This is a genomic window from Bartonella sp. A05, assembly GCF_026930145.1.
Taxonomy (GTDB): Bacteria; Pseudomonadota; Alphaproteobacteria; order Rhizobiales; family Rhizobiaceae; genus Bartonella.
The window spans coordinates 191,954-207,358 of record NZ_JANHOJ010000001.1 but is presented as its reverse complement, the minus strand read 5'-3'; the positions used below and the strand labels follow the sequence as shown (position 1 = coordinate 207,358).

General features: G+C 40.0%; 11 protein-coding genes, 1 tRNA gene and 1 pseudogene. 7 read left to right on the top strand and 6 right to left on the bottom strand.

The features are described 5' to 3' along the window. Window positions 1-124 precede the first annotated feature (124 nt). From rpsA to aroA, 3 genes are all read right to left on the bottom strand, one after another. Window positions 125-1,825, bottom strand: a complete 1,701-nt coding sequence (gene rpsA / locus NPX98_RS00835; protein WP_269022066.1) for a 30S ribosomal protein S1 — start codon at window positions 1,823-1,825, stop codon at window positions 125-127. A 129-nt stretch (window positions 1,826-1,954) separates the two neighbouring features. Further along, a complete protein-coding gene (gene cmk / locus NPX98_RS00830) occupies window positions 1,955-2,602 on the bottom strand; it encodes a (d)CMP kinase (RefSeq protein ID WP_269022065.1) in 648 nt (215 codons plus the stop codon). Further along, window positions 2,599-3,927 (bottom strand): 3-phosphoshikimate 1-carboxyvinyltransferase, encoded by a 1,329-nt coding sequence (aroA, locus tag NPX98_RS00825; RefSeq protein WP_269022064.1) that lies wholly within the window; start codon window positions 3,925-3,927, stop codon window positions 2,599-2,601. The genes cmk and aroA overlap by 4 nt, the downstream gene beginning before the upstream one ends. Before the next feature lie 188 nt (window positions 3,928-4,115). Here aroA and NPX98_RS00820 point away from each other — a divergent pair, with 188 nt between their 5' ends. From NPX98_RS00820 to ilvD, 3 genes are all read left to right on the top strand, one after another. Then, entirely contained in the window at window positions 4,116-4,496 is a 381-nt protein-coding gene (locus NPX98_RS00820) for a TIGR02300 family protein (RefSeq protein ID WP_269022063.1), read from the top strand. A gap of 127 nt (window positions 4,497-4,623) precedes the next feature. Then, window positions 4,624-4,699: transfer RNA gene (locus NPX98_RS00815), tRNA-Ala, on the top strand. A 191-nt stretch (window positions 4,700-4,890) separates the two neighbouring features. Beyond that, entirely contained in the window at window positions 4,891-6,732 is a 1,842-nt protein-coding gene (gene ilvD, locus NPX98_RS00810) for a dihydroxy-acid dehydratase (RefSeq protein ID WP_269022062.1), read from the top strand. 548 nt (window positions 6,733-7,280) lie between these two features. Here the strand turns inward: ilvD and mutS are convergent. Continuing rightward, window positions 7,281-10,016, bottom strand: coding sequence for a DNA mismatch repair protein MutS (gene mutS, locus NPX98_RS00805; RefSeq protein WP_269022060.1), 2,736 nt, complete (start codon window positions 10,014-10,016; stop codon window positions 7,281-7,283). Between the two features lie 211 nt (window positions 10,017-10,227). On the opposite strand from mutS, the pseudogene NPX98_RS00800 reads away from it, so the two are divergent. Both NPX98_RS00800 and NPX98_RS00795 read left to right on the top strand, forming a co-directional pair. Further along, window positions 10,228-11,538: pseudogene (locus NPX98_RS00800) on the top strand (malic enzyme-like NAD(P)-binding protein); the annotation flags it as partial. Between the two features lie 704 nt (window positions 11,539-12,242). Continuing rightward, complete coding sequence (locus NPX98_RS00795) at window positions 12,243-12,419, top strand: hypothetical protein (RefSeq protein WP_269022059.1); 177 nt, start codon at window positions 12,243-12,245, stop codon at window positions 12,417-12,419. A 73-nt stretch (window positions 12,420-12,492) separates the two neighbouring features. Here NPX98_RS00795 and secB read toward each other — a convergent pair whose 3' ends face one another. Both secB and NPX98_RS00785 read right to left on the bottom strand, forming a co-directional pair. Continuing rightward, window positions 12,493-12,969 carry a protein-export chaperone SecB gene (gene secB / locus NPX98_RS00790; RefSeq protein WP_269022058.1) on the bottom strand — a complete coding sequence of 159 codons (477 nt, stop codon included), beginning with the start codon at window positions 12,967-12,969 and terminating at the stop codon, window positions 12,493-12,495. Between the two features lie 141 nt (window positions 12,970-13,110). Beyond that, complete coding sequence (locus tag NPX98_RS00785) at window positions 13,111-13,617, bottom strand: FxsA family protein (protein WP_269022057.1); 507 nt, start codon at window positions 13,615-13,617, stop codon at window positions 13,111-13,113. A gap of 181 nt (window positions 13,618-13,798) precedes the next feature. Here NPX98_RS00785 and NPX98_RS00780 point away from each other — a divergent pair, with 181 nt between their 5' ends. Both NPX98_RS00780 and NPX98_RS00775 read left to right on the top strand, forming a co-directional pair. Beyond that, window positions 13,799-14,491, top strand: a complete 693-nt coding sequence (locus NPX98_RS00780) for a Tim44/TimA family putative adaptor protein (protein WP_269022056.1) — start codon at window positions 13,799-13,801, stop codon at window positions 14,489-14,491. 49 nt (window positions 14,492-14,540) lie between these two features. Then, a complete protein-coding gene (locus NPX98_RS00775; RefSeq protein WP_269022054.1) occupies window positions 14,541-15,131 on the top strand; it encodes a Smr/MutS family protein in 591 nt (196 codons plus the stop codon). Window positions 15,132-15,405: the final 274 nt, after the last annotated feature.

The following is a 15,405-nucleotide window of genomic DNA, read 5'->3' as shown; positions in this document are numbered from 1 at the left end:
AAAAATAAGTTTTTTATTCGAAAAGTGTTTGAATTTTTTACCAAATGATTGATGGAATCAAAATAGTGATTTTATTGAGAAATAAAAAAGGCCGTCAGAAAAATGAACGGCCTTGAGTGAACGATTAATCTTGTTCTTGCTTTTTCAAAGCTGCACCAAGGATGTCACCAAGAGAAGCACCTGAATCCGCTGAACCATATTGAGCAACCGCGTCTTTTTCTTCTGCAATCTCTAAAGCTTTGATGGATACAGAAAGCTTACGCGTTTTTTTGTCGAACACAGTAATACGGGCATCAACTTTTTGTCCAATCGAGAAACGTTCAGGGCGTTGTTCATCACGATCACGCGCTAAATCAGAACGACGAATGGTTGTTTCAAGATTATGGTCAATTAATTTCACATCAACGCCATTATCATTAATTCCAGTGACTTCACAGGTAATGATAGCACCTTTGCGCAATTCACCAGAAGCTGCTGCTTCTCCTACCTTATCATCGGAAAGTTGTTTAATTCCGAGAGAGATACGTTCTTTTTCAATATCAACATCCAAAACAACAGCCTTAACGACATCACCTTTGTTGTACATATCAATAACTTGTTCACCAGGACGGTTCCAATCAAGATCAGAAAGATGAACCATGCCGTCCACATCACCTTCAAGACCGATGAAGAGACCAAATTCTGTTTTGTTCTTAACTTCTCCTTCGATTTGTGAATTTACGGGGAATTTATTAGAAAAAGCTACCCATGGATTTTCAAATGTTTGTTTTAATCCAAGGGAAATACGCCGTTTAGAAGGATCAACTTCAAGAATAACAACTTCCACTTCTTGTGATGTAGAAAGAAGTTTTCCAGGATGGATATTTTTCTTTGTCCAGCTCATTTCGGAAACGTGGATAAGTCCTTCGATTCCTGGTTCAATTTCAACGAAACCACCGTAATCAGTAATGTTGGTGACAGCACCAGTGATTTTTTTACCGATTGGATATTTGGCGCTAATGCTATCCCAAGGATCACTTTCGAGCTGTTTCATTCCGAGAGAGATGCGGTGAGTATCTTGGTTAATACGAATAATCTGAACTTTAATTGTTTGACCAATTGTGAGGATTTCAGATGGGTGGTTAACACGCCGCCAAGCCATATCGGTGACATGCAAGAGTCCGTCAATTCCACCAAGATCAACGAAAGCACCATAATCAGTGATATTTTTAACAACACCTTCAACAATTTGGGTTTCTTCAAGGTTTTGGACGATTTCTGAACGCTGTTCAGCTCGACTTTCTTCTAAGACTGTGCGGCGTGAGACAACAATATTTCCACGACGACGATCCATTTTCAGAATTTCAAAAGGTTGTGGGTTGTTCATTAAAGGTGCAACATCACGAATAGGGCGAATGTCAACTTGGCTGCGTGGCAAGAAAGCAATGGCACCATCAAGATCAACTGTAAAGCCGCCTTTAACTTGGCTAAAGATAACTCCGTCCACACGTGCACCAGCATTGAATTTCTCTTCAAGACGAATCCAACTTTCTTCGCGGCGTGCTTTTTCGCGTGATAAAACAGCTTCACCCATCGCATTCTCAATGCGCTCAATGTAAACTTCCACTTCGTCACCAACTTGCAAAGAACCATCTTTTCCTTTGGTTCCAAATTCTTTAAGTGGAATACGCCCTTCTACTTTAAGACCAGCATCAATAATGGCCATATCTTTTTCGATTGCAATAACGCGACCTTTAACAACCGATCCTTCATTGAGATCGTTTGTTTGAAATGATTCTGTTAAAAGAGCTTCAAAATCCGCTGTTGTGGGATTGTATTGTGACATAAGAACTCCTAAATATATACCTTTACGGGAAAAGGTATAGGCGCTGGGTTAGTGTTAATATAGGGTCATTCCATACCTTTCTCTTTATTAAAGAGAAATTAGCGCTAGGTTGAAATCACCTTGACGGTTTCATTTAACAGCGTGAGCTTTTATGACAGGATCAATAAAGGCACGAGCTGCTATTAATGTAGCTTCTATACTCAATTCTGTCGTGTCAAGCAAGAGGGCGTTTTGCGCTGGTTTGAGGGGGCTTTGTTTGCGTGTCATGTCGCGTATGTCGCGCCGTTCAAGATTCGCTAAGATTTCATTATAATCTGCCGGTATTCCTTGTGCTAAGATTTCTTGATAACGGCGTTGTGCGCGTATTTGAACGTTGGCTAAAACATAAAGTTTGATATTCGCATTGGGGCATACGACAGTGCCAATATCGCGGCCATCAAGCACACTGCCGGGTAAGATTTTGGCAAAGTTGCGTTGTTTTGCGACAAGAATTTCACGTACAGCGGGTATGATTGCTATTTTTGAGGCTGCATCGCCAATTTCGTGGGCTGAGAGAAGAGCGGGATTTAAAGTGTTGAGGTCAAGTTTTTTGGCGTATGCAATCGCGCTGATTTCATCATCAAGAGATAGTCCTTGTTGTAAAAGTGCGTGGGCAACGCCACGATAAGTAAGACCGGTATCCAAATGCTGAAGATTATAATGGGCAGCAATTTTGCGGGCTAATGTTCCTTTGCCAGAGGCTGCTGGTCCATCAATTGCAATGACAAAAGGTTTCAACGGATTTGACCTCCAAGCTGCTGCATTAAGGGGATGAAATCAGGAAAACTGGTGGCGATCATCCTTGTATCATCGATGGTAACGGGTTTCTCTGATGCTAAACCAAAAATAAGAAAGCACATCGCAATTCGATGGTCAAGGTGTGTGGTGATGTGTCCTCCACCTAAATTTTTTGTTGCGCTATTCCCATGGACAATGAGAAAATCCATGCCTTCTTTACAGTCGACATGATTGGCTTTTAGTCCTTGGGCGATAGCAGAAAGTCTATCAGATTCTTTAACACGTAATTCTTCAATCCCGAGCATAATCGTTGTGCCTTCAGCAAAAGCTGCGGCTACCGCTAAAATGGGATATTCATCAATCATTGATGGAGCACGCTCTTTTGGTACAGTTACGCTTTTTAACTCTGATGATCTGATTCGCAGGTCTGCAACATCTTCTCCACTTGTTTTTCGTTGATTCAAAAGTTCAATCTTAGCTCCCATTTCCCACAATGTTTGAATAAGCCCCATTCTGGAGTTGCTTATGAGAACATTTTCAATGATGATATCGGAATCTGCCACAAGGAGTGCTGCAATGAGTGGAAAAGCAGCAGAAGAAGGGTCGCCCGGAATATCAATAATTTGTCCGGTAAGATATGGTTGGCCATTCAGATGAATGAAATGTGAGCCTTTTTTATCCATTTCGATGTCAAGTTCAGCACCAAATGTCCTTAACATTTTTTCTGTATGATCTCGCGTGAGTGTTGATTCAATAACAGTTGTGGTGCCAGGAGTGTTGAGGCCAGCAAGAAGAATTGCTGATTTAACTTGGGCGGAAGCCATAGGGACACGGTAGCGAATTGGGTTGGCTGTTTTGGGACCACACAGCGTTACAGGCAATAGATCTTCAGATGTTGCTTCAATTTCTGCACCCATTAAACGCAATGGATCAAGAATACGCCCCATTGGACGTTTGGACAAGGAGGTATCACCGATAAAAGTTGTTTTCATGTGATAAGAGCCGACCATCCCCATAATCAGGCGGGCACCTGTTCCAGAATTGCCAAAATTTAGTGGTGTTTGTGCTTGTAATAGGCAGCCATTCCCTGTTCCATGAACAATCCAAAGGTTGTGCTCCTTATGAATATGTGCGCCCATAGCTTGCATGGCCACAGCTGTATGCAATACGTCATCACTTTCAAGAAGTCCGTAAATACGCGTTTCACCATGTGCGAGTCCCCCCAATATAAGAGATCGATGGGAGATTGATTTATCGCCTGGCACTTTAATTTTGCCAGAAAGATTGGTAGATTTGTGAGCAGTTGTGGATATTGCTTTTTGCATAGAAGCTTCTAAACTTAATCTAAATTTTACAAAATTTAAGCATTTTTTATCATATGCTGTAATAAGCGTCATGAGAAAATCCGTGTAGAACGGTGCATTTATCTTTGACAAATGCATTGTTTTTCGCTTAAGCACCTTAAAATTCGTCCTTAAAATGAAATTATAACTAACTTAAAGAGGCACGGTCCATGGCAAAGCAAGAACTTGGAACCAAACGTGTTGACCCAGAAACGGGGAAAAAATTTTATGATCTAAATCGTGACCCTATTGTGTCACCTTATACAGGGCTTTCTTATCCGCGCTCTTATTTTGAGGTTGCGGCAGCAGAAGCTAATAACGAAGAAGAAGTTGACGCTGAAGAACTTGATACAGCGCTTGAAAAGTCAGCCTTCATGTTACTTGAAGAGGATATTGACGATTCTAAAGATGATGATTTACCTGATTTGGGGGATAGTGATGTGGATCTCGGAGATGATGATGATGCATTCTTATCTCACGATGAAGGCGATGAAGATGACGATGTGACTGATATCCTCGGTGGTGGTGTTTCTAACGATGATGATGCTTAAGACAAAGCAAGAGGAAGTTGTATTCTTTTCATCGAATATAAATTTCTCTTGATCTTGAGTTTTTCTCATTCTAAAAAATCTATAGATTGTTATCTTCCTTTAGGGAAAGTCATTCGTCTTTTTGTAAGGGGCTATAGCTCAGCTGGGAGAGCGCTTGCATGGCATGCAAGAGGTCAGCGGTTCGATCCCGCTTAGCTCCACCAAAGATCTATATATTTTTTCATAATTATATATGTACAGTTCAAAATTTATGGCGAACAGTAATAGTTTAGAATCTATGTTCGAATATCTAGATAGTGTGCATTTTTCTGTTTTTGACGTTAAATCTCTTTATTTTTAAGATTATGTTGTAGCACAGCAGAGAAAAGTAGAATTATGCTAGGGGGGGAAAATCATGCCTTATTATCGTTCGAGAACATCGACTCATGGCCGCAATATGGCTGGAGCACGCGGTCTTTGGCGTGCAACAGGAATGAAAGATGCTGATTTTGGTAAGCCCATTATTGCAATTGCAAATTCTTTTACACAATTTGTGCCGGGGCATGTCCATTTGAAAGATCTTGGACAACTGGTGGCACAAGAGATAGAGGCTGCTGGCGGTGTTGCAAAAGAATTTAATACGATTGCAATCGATGATGGGATCGCTATGGGGCATGATGGTATGCTTTATTCTTTGCCTTCACGTGAAATTATTGCAGATTCTGTTGAATATATGGTCAATGCCCATTGTGCGGATGCTCTTGTGTGTATTTCTAATTGCGACAAGATCACGCCAGGCATGTTAATGGCTTCCTTGCGGTTAAATATTCCAACGATTTTTGTTTCAGGTGGTCCTATGGAGGCCGGTAAAATTAAATGGAAAAATCAGGATATTGCCGTTGATTTAGTTGATGCAATGATTGTTGCGGCCTCTGATCAGCATTCAGAGGAAGAAGTTTTTGAAATGGAGCAGGCTGCTTGTCCGACATGTGGTTCTTGTTCAGGAATGTTTACGGCTAATTCTATGAATTGTCTTACCGAAGCATTAGGGCTTTCTCTCCCAGGAAATGGTTCAATGTTGGCTACACATGCAGATCGTCAAATGCTTTTTGAAGAAGCAGGACGAAGAATTGTGACATTGACCAAGCGCTATTATGAACAAGATGATGAGACAGTTTTACCGCGTTCTATTGCTTCGCGCAAAGCTTTTGAAAATGCAATGGCTGTGGATATTGCCATGGGCGGGTCAACTAATACTGTATTGCATCTTTTAGCAGCAGCACAGGAAGGTGAGGTCGATTTTACCATGGCGGATATTGATCGTCTTTCGCGTCATGTTCCTGTTTTGTGCAAGGTTGCGCCTGCTGTTGCCAATGTGCATATGGAAGATGTTCATCGTGCGGGTGGCATTATGGGACTTCTAGGTGAATTGGATGCAGCTGGACTTATTGATACATCGACTTATACAGTGCATGCAAAAACGATGAAAGAGGCTCTTTATCAGTGGAATGTGAAACAGACTGATGAAACAGCCATTCATGAATTCTATCGTGCTGCACCAGGTGGTATAGCAACACAGAAGGCATTTAGTCAGTTCTGTCGCTATGATACCCTTGATCTGGATCGTGAAAAAGGTGTGATTCGTGATATTGAACATGCCTATTCAAAAGATGGAGGATTGGCGGTTCTTTATGGGAATATTGCGCAAGATGGCTGTATTGTGAAGACAGCAGGTGTTGATCAGTCAATTCTAACCTTTAAAGGTTTTGCAAGGATTTTTGAAAGTCAGGATTCCGCTGTTTCAGCGATTTTGACCGATCAAATTAAATCGGGTGATATTGTATTGATTCGGTATGAAGGCCCACGCGGTGGACCTGGAATGCAAGAAATGCTTTATCCAACCAGCTATCTTAAATCTAAAGGGTTAGGGAAGGTCTGTGCACTTGTGACAGATGGCCGTTTTTCTGGAGGGTCTTCAGGGTTATCTATAGGTCATATTTCGCCAGAGGCTGCTGAAGGAGGGGCTATTGCTCTGGTGGAAGAGGGCGATATCATAGAAATTGATATTCCTAACCGTACCATTGATATAATGGTTGATGATGTTGAGATTATGCGCCGTCGTGCCAAGATGGAAGAAAAGGGAAATGCAGCTTGGAAACCAGTTGAGGAGCGTAAACGCAAAGTTTCGAAGGCTCTTAAAGCTTATGCTGCGATGACGACTTCTGCCGCTAAGGGTGCAGTTCGTAATATTTTATGAGTGAAGAATCGCGTTTTGAGAAAGAAAAAGAAAAAGAATAAGAGAAGATTTCTGAGCCTTTTGCGTTTTTTATAATATTTTGAGTTAATAGAATCATAGACTTTGTCGTCTTATTTTGAGCCATTCTGATTAAGGATTTTTGGAATTAAAAGATGTTGTGATACGCTTTTTAGGATTTTGCATATTTTTTGTTTTTACTGCGTAGAAAAATAAGCAAGCTTCTACGAAAAGGTTATCAATAAGCTTTGTCTGTATATAAGCTGTGCTTATCCTAATAAATTGAATGATATTAAAGCAGTGTAAACAATATATGTTGCAGGTATGCGTTAGCCATAATGAGAGTGTGCCTTCTTTGATTCTTATGAAACAGAGGGATGCGTTCATTAAAATGGCCTATTTCGTTTATCGTATCGATAAATACCAGAAATGAGCAAAACAATAGGTTTGTGAAGATCAAACAATCAAAAGATTGAAATTCAGGTGGGCTACCTTTAGAATATAGAGTGAATAATTATAGTGGATTCTATTTTTGATGTGTTATAAGATGTTCATTGTTTATCAAGTTGTTTGAGGTGATAGAGTTCTTCTAAAGCATCTTTGGGCGATAATTCATCAGGATGGATATTTTTAAGAGCCTTTTTGATTGCGCAACATTCGTTTGTTTCGTCATTTTTGAGATGTGTTGTTTTAAGAGTAAATAGCGGCAAATCATCAATGAATTGATGTCCTTTTCCAGCTATTTCACCTTGTTCCAATTGGTGTAAAACATCTGTAGCACGGGTAATAACGGCTGCAGGAAGCCCAGCGAGCTTCGCAACTTGCACTCCATAGGATCGGTCAGCGGCTCCTTTAATGACTTCATGAAGAAAAATAACATCGCCATCCCAATTTTTTACTTTCATCGTTACGTTATGCAGGCGGTCAAGCTTTTTAGTGAGTGCTGTCATTTCATGAAAATGTGTGGCAAGAATGGCACGACAGTGGTTAACTTCATGAAGATATTCAACTGCAGCCCAAGCAATTGAAAGGCCATCAAAGGTTGATGTTCCTCGTCCAATTTCATCAAGGATCACAAGGGAATGGCTACTGGCATGATTGAGAATGGTTGCTGTTTCGACCATTTCTATCATAAAGGTAGAGCGCCCCCGCGCAAGATCGTCAGAAGCACCGACACGACTAAATAAGCGATCAACAACACCGATATGGGCTGAAGCAGCTGGAACAAAGGAACCCATTTGCGCCATAATTGCAATGAGAGCATTCTGTCGTAAAAAAGTTGATTTTCCCCCCATATTGGGACCAGTCAACAACCAGATTGCTGCATATTGATGATTTTGTTGCGCAGATAAGTCGCAGTCATTGGCAACGAATGGTTTTTCTGCTTGCTTTCGTAATGCTTGTTCTACAACAGGATGGCGTCCCGCAATGATATTAAAGGTCAGTGAATTATCCACTTTGGGACGACAATATCCTTGTTCTTCAGCTAAATGAGCTAAAGCAATGGATACATCCAAAGTAGCCAGTGCTTCAGCAGCTTTACGAATGAAGTCGACTTGAGTAGTAATTTCATTAACAAGAGAGTCAAAGATTTCTAGCTCAAGCGTCAAGGCGTGGTTCGCTGCATGAGCAATACGGCCTTCGAGTTCAGCAAGTTCTGTTGTTGTGAAACGCATGGCATTGGCCATTGTTTGCCGATGGATAAAACGTGCTTTTGCTTCCGGGCTATTGGTGAGAGCTGGTGCCTGTAGGCTTGTGACTTCAATGAAGTAGCCTAAGATGTTGTTATGCTTAATTTTGAGCGTTTTGATGTCTGTTTCTTGGGCATATTGTGCTTGAAGTTTAGCAATGACACAGCGTGATTCATCGCGTAGACTACGCATTTCGTCGAGTTCTTGATGATAATTTAAGCGAACAAATCCACCATCACGTTTGAGAAGTGGGAGATCATCTGCTAAGGCTTGTTCTAGATGACAATGTAAGGCTGTGGGTAAGTGCGAGAACACTTCTCGCACATCGTTGATTTCCTGGGGAAGCAATTCATCATTAAAAAGCTGATTCAATCCATGAATGATTTTAAAACCGCGCTGGATTGCGCCTATATCACGCGGACCTCCTCGTCCAAGAGCTAAACGTGAAACTGCGCGTGGCATGTCTGGCCCTCCTTTTAAAATAAGCTTGATAGCTTCAGCTAGGGACGTATTGCGCAGAAAAAAATCGATTGAATCAAGACGCTGATCAATGGCTGTGGGAGTGGTTAGAGGAGAAATTAAGCGGTCGATGAGGAGACGTGAACCACCTCCTGTAACAGTACGATCAATAGCTTTGAGTAAGCTTCCATCGCGTTGGCCGGATGTGGTTCGAATAAGTTCCAGACTGAGTCTTGTAGCTGCATCAATGAAAAGAGTGGCGCTTTCATTTTGGCGCTCGGGTCGCATGAGAGGGGGGCGATGAGTAATTTGCGTTTTTTCGATATAGCGAATAGCTGCAGCAATTGCTGAAAGTTCTGAGCGCGAATAATCAGCAATGCCTTCAAGAGTTGACAGTTTGAAATAATGACAAATATCGCGTTCAGCAGTCACTGTGTCAAAGAGATTAGCTGGTTGAGGTGAAGTAACTCGGCCGAGGACATTAAAAAGTGATTTGTGAGATTTATCATGGAAAAGTGAATCTGCTACAATTACTTCTTGTGGGTCCACACGCATAATGTCTGTCAAGAGTTTGTCATGATGACTTTCTGTAACACGAAATATACCCGTGGAAATATCAATCCAAGAAAGCGCAAATTCTTCTCCATCACGGGTTTTTATGCGGGCAAGTGTCATCAAATAATTCGCGCGTGTTGGATCAAGGAGCTTTTCTTCTGTTATAGTTCCTGGGGTAACAAGACGAACGACATCGCGTTGAACAATTGATTTTGAGCCGCGCTTTTTTGCTTCTGCAGGATCTTCTGTTTGTTCGCAGACAGCAACGCGATAGCCACAAGCGATTAGTTTTTGCAAATAATCATCTGCAGAATGAACGGGAACACCACACATAGGAATATCTTCACCTAAATGTTTTCCACGTGTTGTAAGTGTGATTCCTAAAGCTTGAGCTGCTTCAACTGCATCATTAAAAAACAGTTCATAAAAGTCACCCATACGATAAAAAAGCAGTGAATCGCTGTTAACGGCTTTGATTTCTATATATTGCTTCATCATGGGTGTAAGGTGCTCTTGAGCTGTACTGGATAAGTAGGAAAACTGTGAGCTTAAATTATTTTTATGTTCGGTCTCCTTTTCCATTTTACGCGTTTGTTCCTTTCAATATAGAGCCTGTGCTCTTTGTTTATTTACTTCAATGTTTCTCTTTATTATTTCTGGATTGAAAGGCATAATGAAGCCGACTACTAAGGAGAGCATAACGACTTTTTACCTATGAATCAAATTGTAAAATCAAATAACGATACATGATTATCAAGCAGGATTTATACTGTTTTTGGAGAGAATGAGTAATATGAAAAAAAGTGAGCAGAAGCAGAAAATAGTCTATAGTGCAAGTGAACAAGAAGCCCTTGATTTTCACAGTCGTGGTCGGCCTGGAAAGCTTGCAGTTATTGCTACAAAATCTCTGGAAACTCAGCATGATCTAGCGCTTGCTTATTCGCCGGGAGTTGCTGTTCCAGTTCACGCAATTGCTGACAATCCAGAGTTGGCTTATGACTATACAGCAAAAGGTAATCTGGTTGCTGTGATATCAAATGGGACTGCTATTTTGGGTTTAGGCAATTTGGGTGCATTGGCCTCTAAGCCGGTGATGGAAGGAAAAGCAGTACTTTTCAAGCATTTTGCGGGTATTGATTCAATAGATTTGGAAATTGATATAAATGATCCGGATAGTTTTATTAATCTGGTTCGTCATTTGGAGCCATCTTTTGGTGGTATTAATCTTGAAGACATTAAAGCGCCTGATTGTTTTATAATTGAAAGTCGTTTGCGTGAAATCATGAATATCCCTGTTTTTCATGATGATCAGCATGGGACGGCAATTGCGGTGGCTGCTGGTGTACTTAATGCTTTACATTTAACTGGGCGTGATATGAAGAATACGCGGTTAGTTTGTAATGGTGCTGGTTCTGCAGGAATTGCTTGTCTTGAGCTTATTAAAGCGATGGGGTTTCCGGCTGAGAACATTATTTTATGTGATACCAAGGGTGTTGTTTATGAAGGTCGTGAAGAAGGGATGAATCAGTGGAAGTCTGCTCATGCCATAAAAACGGATAAACGCACTCTGGTTGAGGCGATGGAAGGCGTTGATATGTTTTTCGGGGTTTCAGTTAAAGGTGCACTAACTCCAGAAATGGTAAAATCAATGGCTCCTCAGCCGGTCATTTTTGCTATGGCTAATCCCGATCCAGAAATTACACCAGAAGCCGTTCTGCAAGTACGTGATGATGCTATTATGGCAACAGGACGATCGGATTATCCCAATCAAATTAATAATGTTCTTTGTTTTCCATATATATTTCGTGGTGCGCTTGATGTCCGTGCGACGGTCATTAATGACAGCATGAAAATTGCTGCAGCAAAAGCTATTGCAGGTTTGGCGCGTGAGGAGGTGCCTGATAGTGTTGCAAAAGCTTATCGCGATCATTCATTGAAGTTTGGTCCAAACTATATCATACCCGTTCCATTTGATTCACGTTTGCTTACGGTTGTTTCAATCGCGGTGGCAAAAGCCGCGATGGAGACGGGTGTTGCGCGAAAGCATATTGATTTATGGGCTTATGAGCATGATTTGAAGAGTAGACGTCCAGAGGTTACGATATGAGCGAGTTATAATCATGTTCGTTCAATGCTAAAGAAAATGATTTATGGATAAGCAAGAGGAATAGGATGATTGAGTAAAGGCTTCTTACGGTTCATTAAAGGCTGGGTTAGACAACAGGAATGTGCTGTAAAGAACAAATTGAAGAGACTGTTGTGCTGGGAGTGATTTTCGACGTGAAGGGATTTTTTGTAAATGCCAGGCTATGTTGTCATATGGATGCTTGTTGCTCGTTCTCTTGATATAAAGATGTAGTGCTAAAAGTCTGATTGTTGTATCAAAAATGATCGCACTTATTGTGTGTCGTTTGTTAGGATGGCATTGGACGATTATTTTCAAGTATGATCCACAATTATAAAGGCTTTTGCGGGTATATACTTGGTGATTAATGAGAAATGAGAAGAGCTATTGATTAGATACATCAATGCTTGTTCTTATACTGTTTCTGATACTGTTGAATAGACGGCTTTTTTATTTGTGTTGTTGGAATATCAGCTACGAGCGGCGCATTTAGCAGTTGATATCTTGGCTATATGACAATGCAGTTTTCTCTAGTGTATATTCAGGTTTCTATTGCTATTTTGCATGAATGCGGGTTCATCAGTTGTATTTGATGAAGAAATGGGGCTAACATGTCTTTCAATGGGTGATTGATACAGAAATATCTTTTTATAAGATGAATAAAACCCAGTAATATTGTAGTGATGTCTGGGTATCACTCATCTTTAATTTTAAGCCAAATATTACAAAAGCTTGGTGAAGCGACCATTATTGATATTATCCGAATGGGACAGAAAAAATCTGTCCAAATTGGATCGTTGAGTGGGACACAACGAGCATCGTCAATAGTGCAATGCTGGCCGCTTAAAAAATCGTTATAAAACCCCCGAAACTTTAGGATTTTTATAATGAAGGAAGTAAAAATAAATCTCGCTTGATTTTGCGAACAAGTTTTTAGGATGGTTTTGTTTGGGTATTTTTTGTTTCTTCGGAAAGCCGCTTTTGAAACATTGCTGCAAAATCAATCGGATGAAGCCACAAAGGGGGAAATCCACCATTTTGTGTGGCATCAGATATAATTTGTCGTGCAAAGGGAAACAAAAGACGAGGACATTCAATAAAAACAAGCGGCATAACATGTTCTTGAGGAATGTTTTCAATATGAAAAATACCACCATAAACCAATTCTACATGAAACAACACTCCAGTGTCATCATTGGCTTTGACAGAAAGAGATAACATAACATCATAATTATCATCACCAACTGGATTAGCGTTGATATCAACGTTGATATCGATTTGTGGTGCTTTTTCTCGTGGGCGCAGTGAGTTAGGAGCATTTGGATTTTCGAATGAAAAATCTTTTAAATATTGAGTTAATACGGCAAAAACCGGTTCTTTACCATTGTTATTGATTTCACCTTCAGCCATACTAAAGCCTTTCGTTATGATACATCTATTTCTATATTTAGGTTCAAAGGTAAGTTGGTTATCATGCCTTGCAATAGGTTGCAAGAAATGCTCTCCTCATCTTTTCTACTTTTTATGTGTCTTTTACAGCTTTTTTTCATTTCAATCATTATCATCACTTTTGTACCAGGGAGATTTTTTTGCATCGTAGCTTTGATAATCTTCTGCATTAAGCTCAATTATTTTTTGAGATTCATTGCGAGCATTGGGATGAGTTCTAGCATTAGCCTTTTTATTGTATTTCAATGATAGAAAAAGAGACCTGACAACAGTCTGTACTGGTTTTATAAGAAGTAGTATTCCCAAAATATCGCTTGCAAAACCGGGGAGAATGAGAAAAATTGCGCTAATAATGATGAGAGCATTATCGGCCATATAATATTCTGGTGTATGCCTTTGGATGGGATCTCGTTGTATATTTTTTAAAAAGCTAACACCTTGGATGCGCAATAAAGTGATTCCAATCATCATTGTTAACAGGGTTAAACTCAGAGTTGCTAAAACCCCAATTTTTTCTCCAACGAGGATAAAACCAGTGATTTCAACACAGAGAACGCTGAGGATAGTAACTACAAAAAAGCGAAGTTTTATATGATGAAATTGTGTCACACGAAAATTCCTTTTTCAATGTTTTTTGTAAACATTGTACTTGCTCTTCTTTTAACTTAAATTAAAGTTCTATGAACATTATTTAAATGGTAGATTTACTTATTTTACATGTTGGTTCATAGGTGATATTAATTATGACGTTGATGATAGATCATTTTAGGCTTGGAGATTGATAGCGCTTATGGAATTTGATGTTGTACTTATAATAGCTCTTATTATTATGGTTGTTGTTTTTGTGCAACTGCGTAGTGTATTAGGAAAACGAGTTGGTTTTGAAAAGCCTCCTTTTGATCCTTATTCGGATTGTTCTAAAAAACTGACAGAAGCAGAAACAACCGATGATATTGTTTCATTCCCTAATCAGGTGAATGTACAGAAAGACAATTTTAGCGAAATTGATGCAATTGCACCAGAGGGGAGTGAATTAAACGATGGTTTGCGTGCTGTGCGTCGAGCGGATCCTCATTTTTCTCCTCAATTTTTTGTCAATGGTGTTCGGACTGCTTATGAAATGATTGTGACAGCTTTTGCACAAGGTGATCGTGGTCAACTTAAGGAATTACTTTCTTCTGATGTTTTTGAGAGTTTTAGTGCGGCCATTGCGCAGCGAGAAGAAAGAAATGAAAGAGTTCAGTTTACTTTTGTGGGGATTAATAAGGTTGAGTTTGTTGCGGCAGAAATGCAAGACAAAGAAGAATTTTTGACTATGCGTATTGTCAGTGAAATTATTTCTGTAACCTACAATGAGCAAGAAGAATGTATCGATGGTGATCCCGAAACAATTATAGAAATTAAAGATGTATGGACTTTTGTGCGTAATAGCATGTCGCAAGATCCAAATTGGAAGCTTTTTGCAACGGAAGATGAAAGTTAAGATGATTTTTTCTGATTAGTAGCGTATTGAAAGGAGGTTTCAGGAGCAAATGGCCAGGAGTGAATGGGGCAAAAAAGATGATCGATTAACTCCACAGGATCGTTTTTTGTGGGAGATGGTTTGTCGTACTACAATACCACTTCGTGATGTGTTCCATCCTCTTATTCAGGAAAATACTGAAAATATCGACAATAAAAAAATGCAAGCTGTACGAAGTATCAAATTTTCGCAAGAAAATCAGCAGAAGCCAATAATAGTTAAAGAGCCAAAGAGGCTGATGGCACAAAAAGACAAGATACATGTATTCGATCGTACAACGTATCGTAAAATTGCAAAGGGTCATTTTCCTATTGAAGCACGTCTTGATCTTCATGGCCTTATGCAAGAAGAAGCCTATTTTTTTTTGAAGAAATTTTTACAATCGTCTCAACAGTCTGGGTTACGCTATGTTTTAGTGATAACAGGAAGGGGTCGATCATATGGAAGTGATGGTGTTTTATATCAATTTGTTCCATATTGGCTAAAAACGCCGATTTTTCGATATTATGTTCATGCATTTGAGCCAGCATCTCGACGGCATGGCGGTAGTGGCGCGCTTTATATTCGGTTACGCTGTTTAACATCAAGGAAAGGGGTGTGATGTCATGCGGGTTGTTTCGTGCTTGTGTATAAAGTTGGAAGGGGCGGTCAGCTTCAGACGCTGGAAGGAAGAAATGTTTTGCAGGATGTTTTAATTGTCGTTGCGTTTCAGTAGCCTGTTTGAATTAGGGTTGGAAGCCATGAGCATTTCCGTAAAGTGACCAAAATCTCTATTTTCATCAATATAATTTCATACTATATTGCCCTTATTTTAGTCTTTTGACAGAATAGCAAAGCCTTACTTACTTATTTATTCGATGCATAAACATCTCTTT

What these genes read in the sequence shown, in the direction of transcription:
- secB (WP_269022058.1), bottom strand. Translation starts at nt 12,969, where the DNA reads ATGGCTGAAGGTGAAATCAATAACAATGGTAAAGAACCGGTTTTTGCC.
- NPX98_RS00820 (WP_269022063.1), top strand. Translation starts at nt 4,116, where the DNA reads ATGGCAAAGCAAGAACTTGGAACCAAACGTGTTGACCCAGAAACGGGG.
- NPX98_RS00780 (WP_269022056.1), top strand. Translation starts at nt 13,799, where the DNA reads ATGGAATTTGATGTTGTACTTATAATAGCTCTTATTATTATGGTTGTT.
- NPX98_RS00795 (WP_269022059.1), top strand. Translation starts at nt 12,243, where the DNA reads ATGTCTGGGTATCACTCATCTTTAATTTTAAGCCAAATATTACAAAAG.
- mutS (WP_269022060.1), bottom strand. Translation starts at nt 10,016, where the DNA reads ATGGAAAAGGAGACCGAACATAAAAATAATTTAAGCTCACAGTTTTCC.
- rpsA (WP_269022066.1), bottom strand. Translation starts at nt 1,825, where the DNA reads ATGTCACAATACAATCCCACAACAGCGGATTTTGAAGCTCTTTTAACA.
- NPX98_RS00775 (WP_269022054.1), top strand. Translation starts at nt 14,541, where the DNA reads ATGGCCAGGAGTGAATGGGGCAAAAAAGATGATCGATTAACTCCACAG.
- aroA (WP_269022064.1), bottom strand. Translation starts at nt 3,927, where the DNA reads ATGCAAAAAGCAATATCCACAACTGCTCACAAATCTACCAATCTTTCT.
- ilvD (WP_269022062.1), top strand. Translation starts at nt 4,891, where the DNA reads ATGCCTTATTATCGTTCGAGAACATCGACTCATGGCCGCAATATGGCT.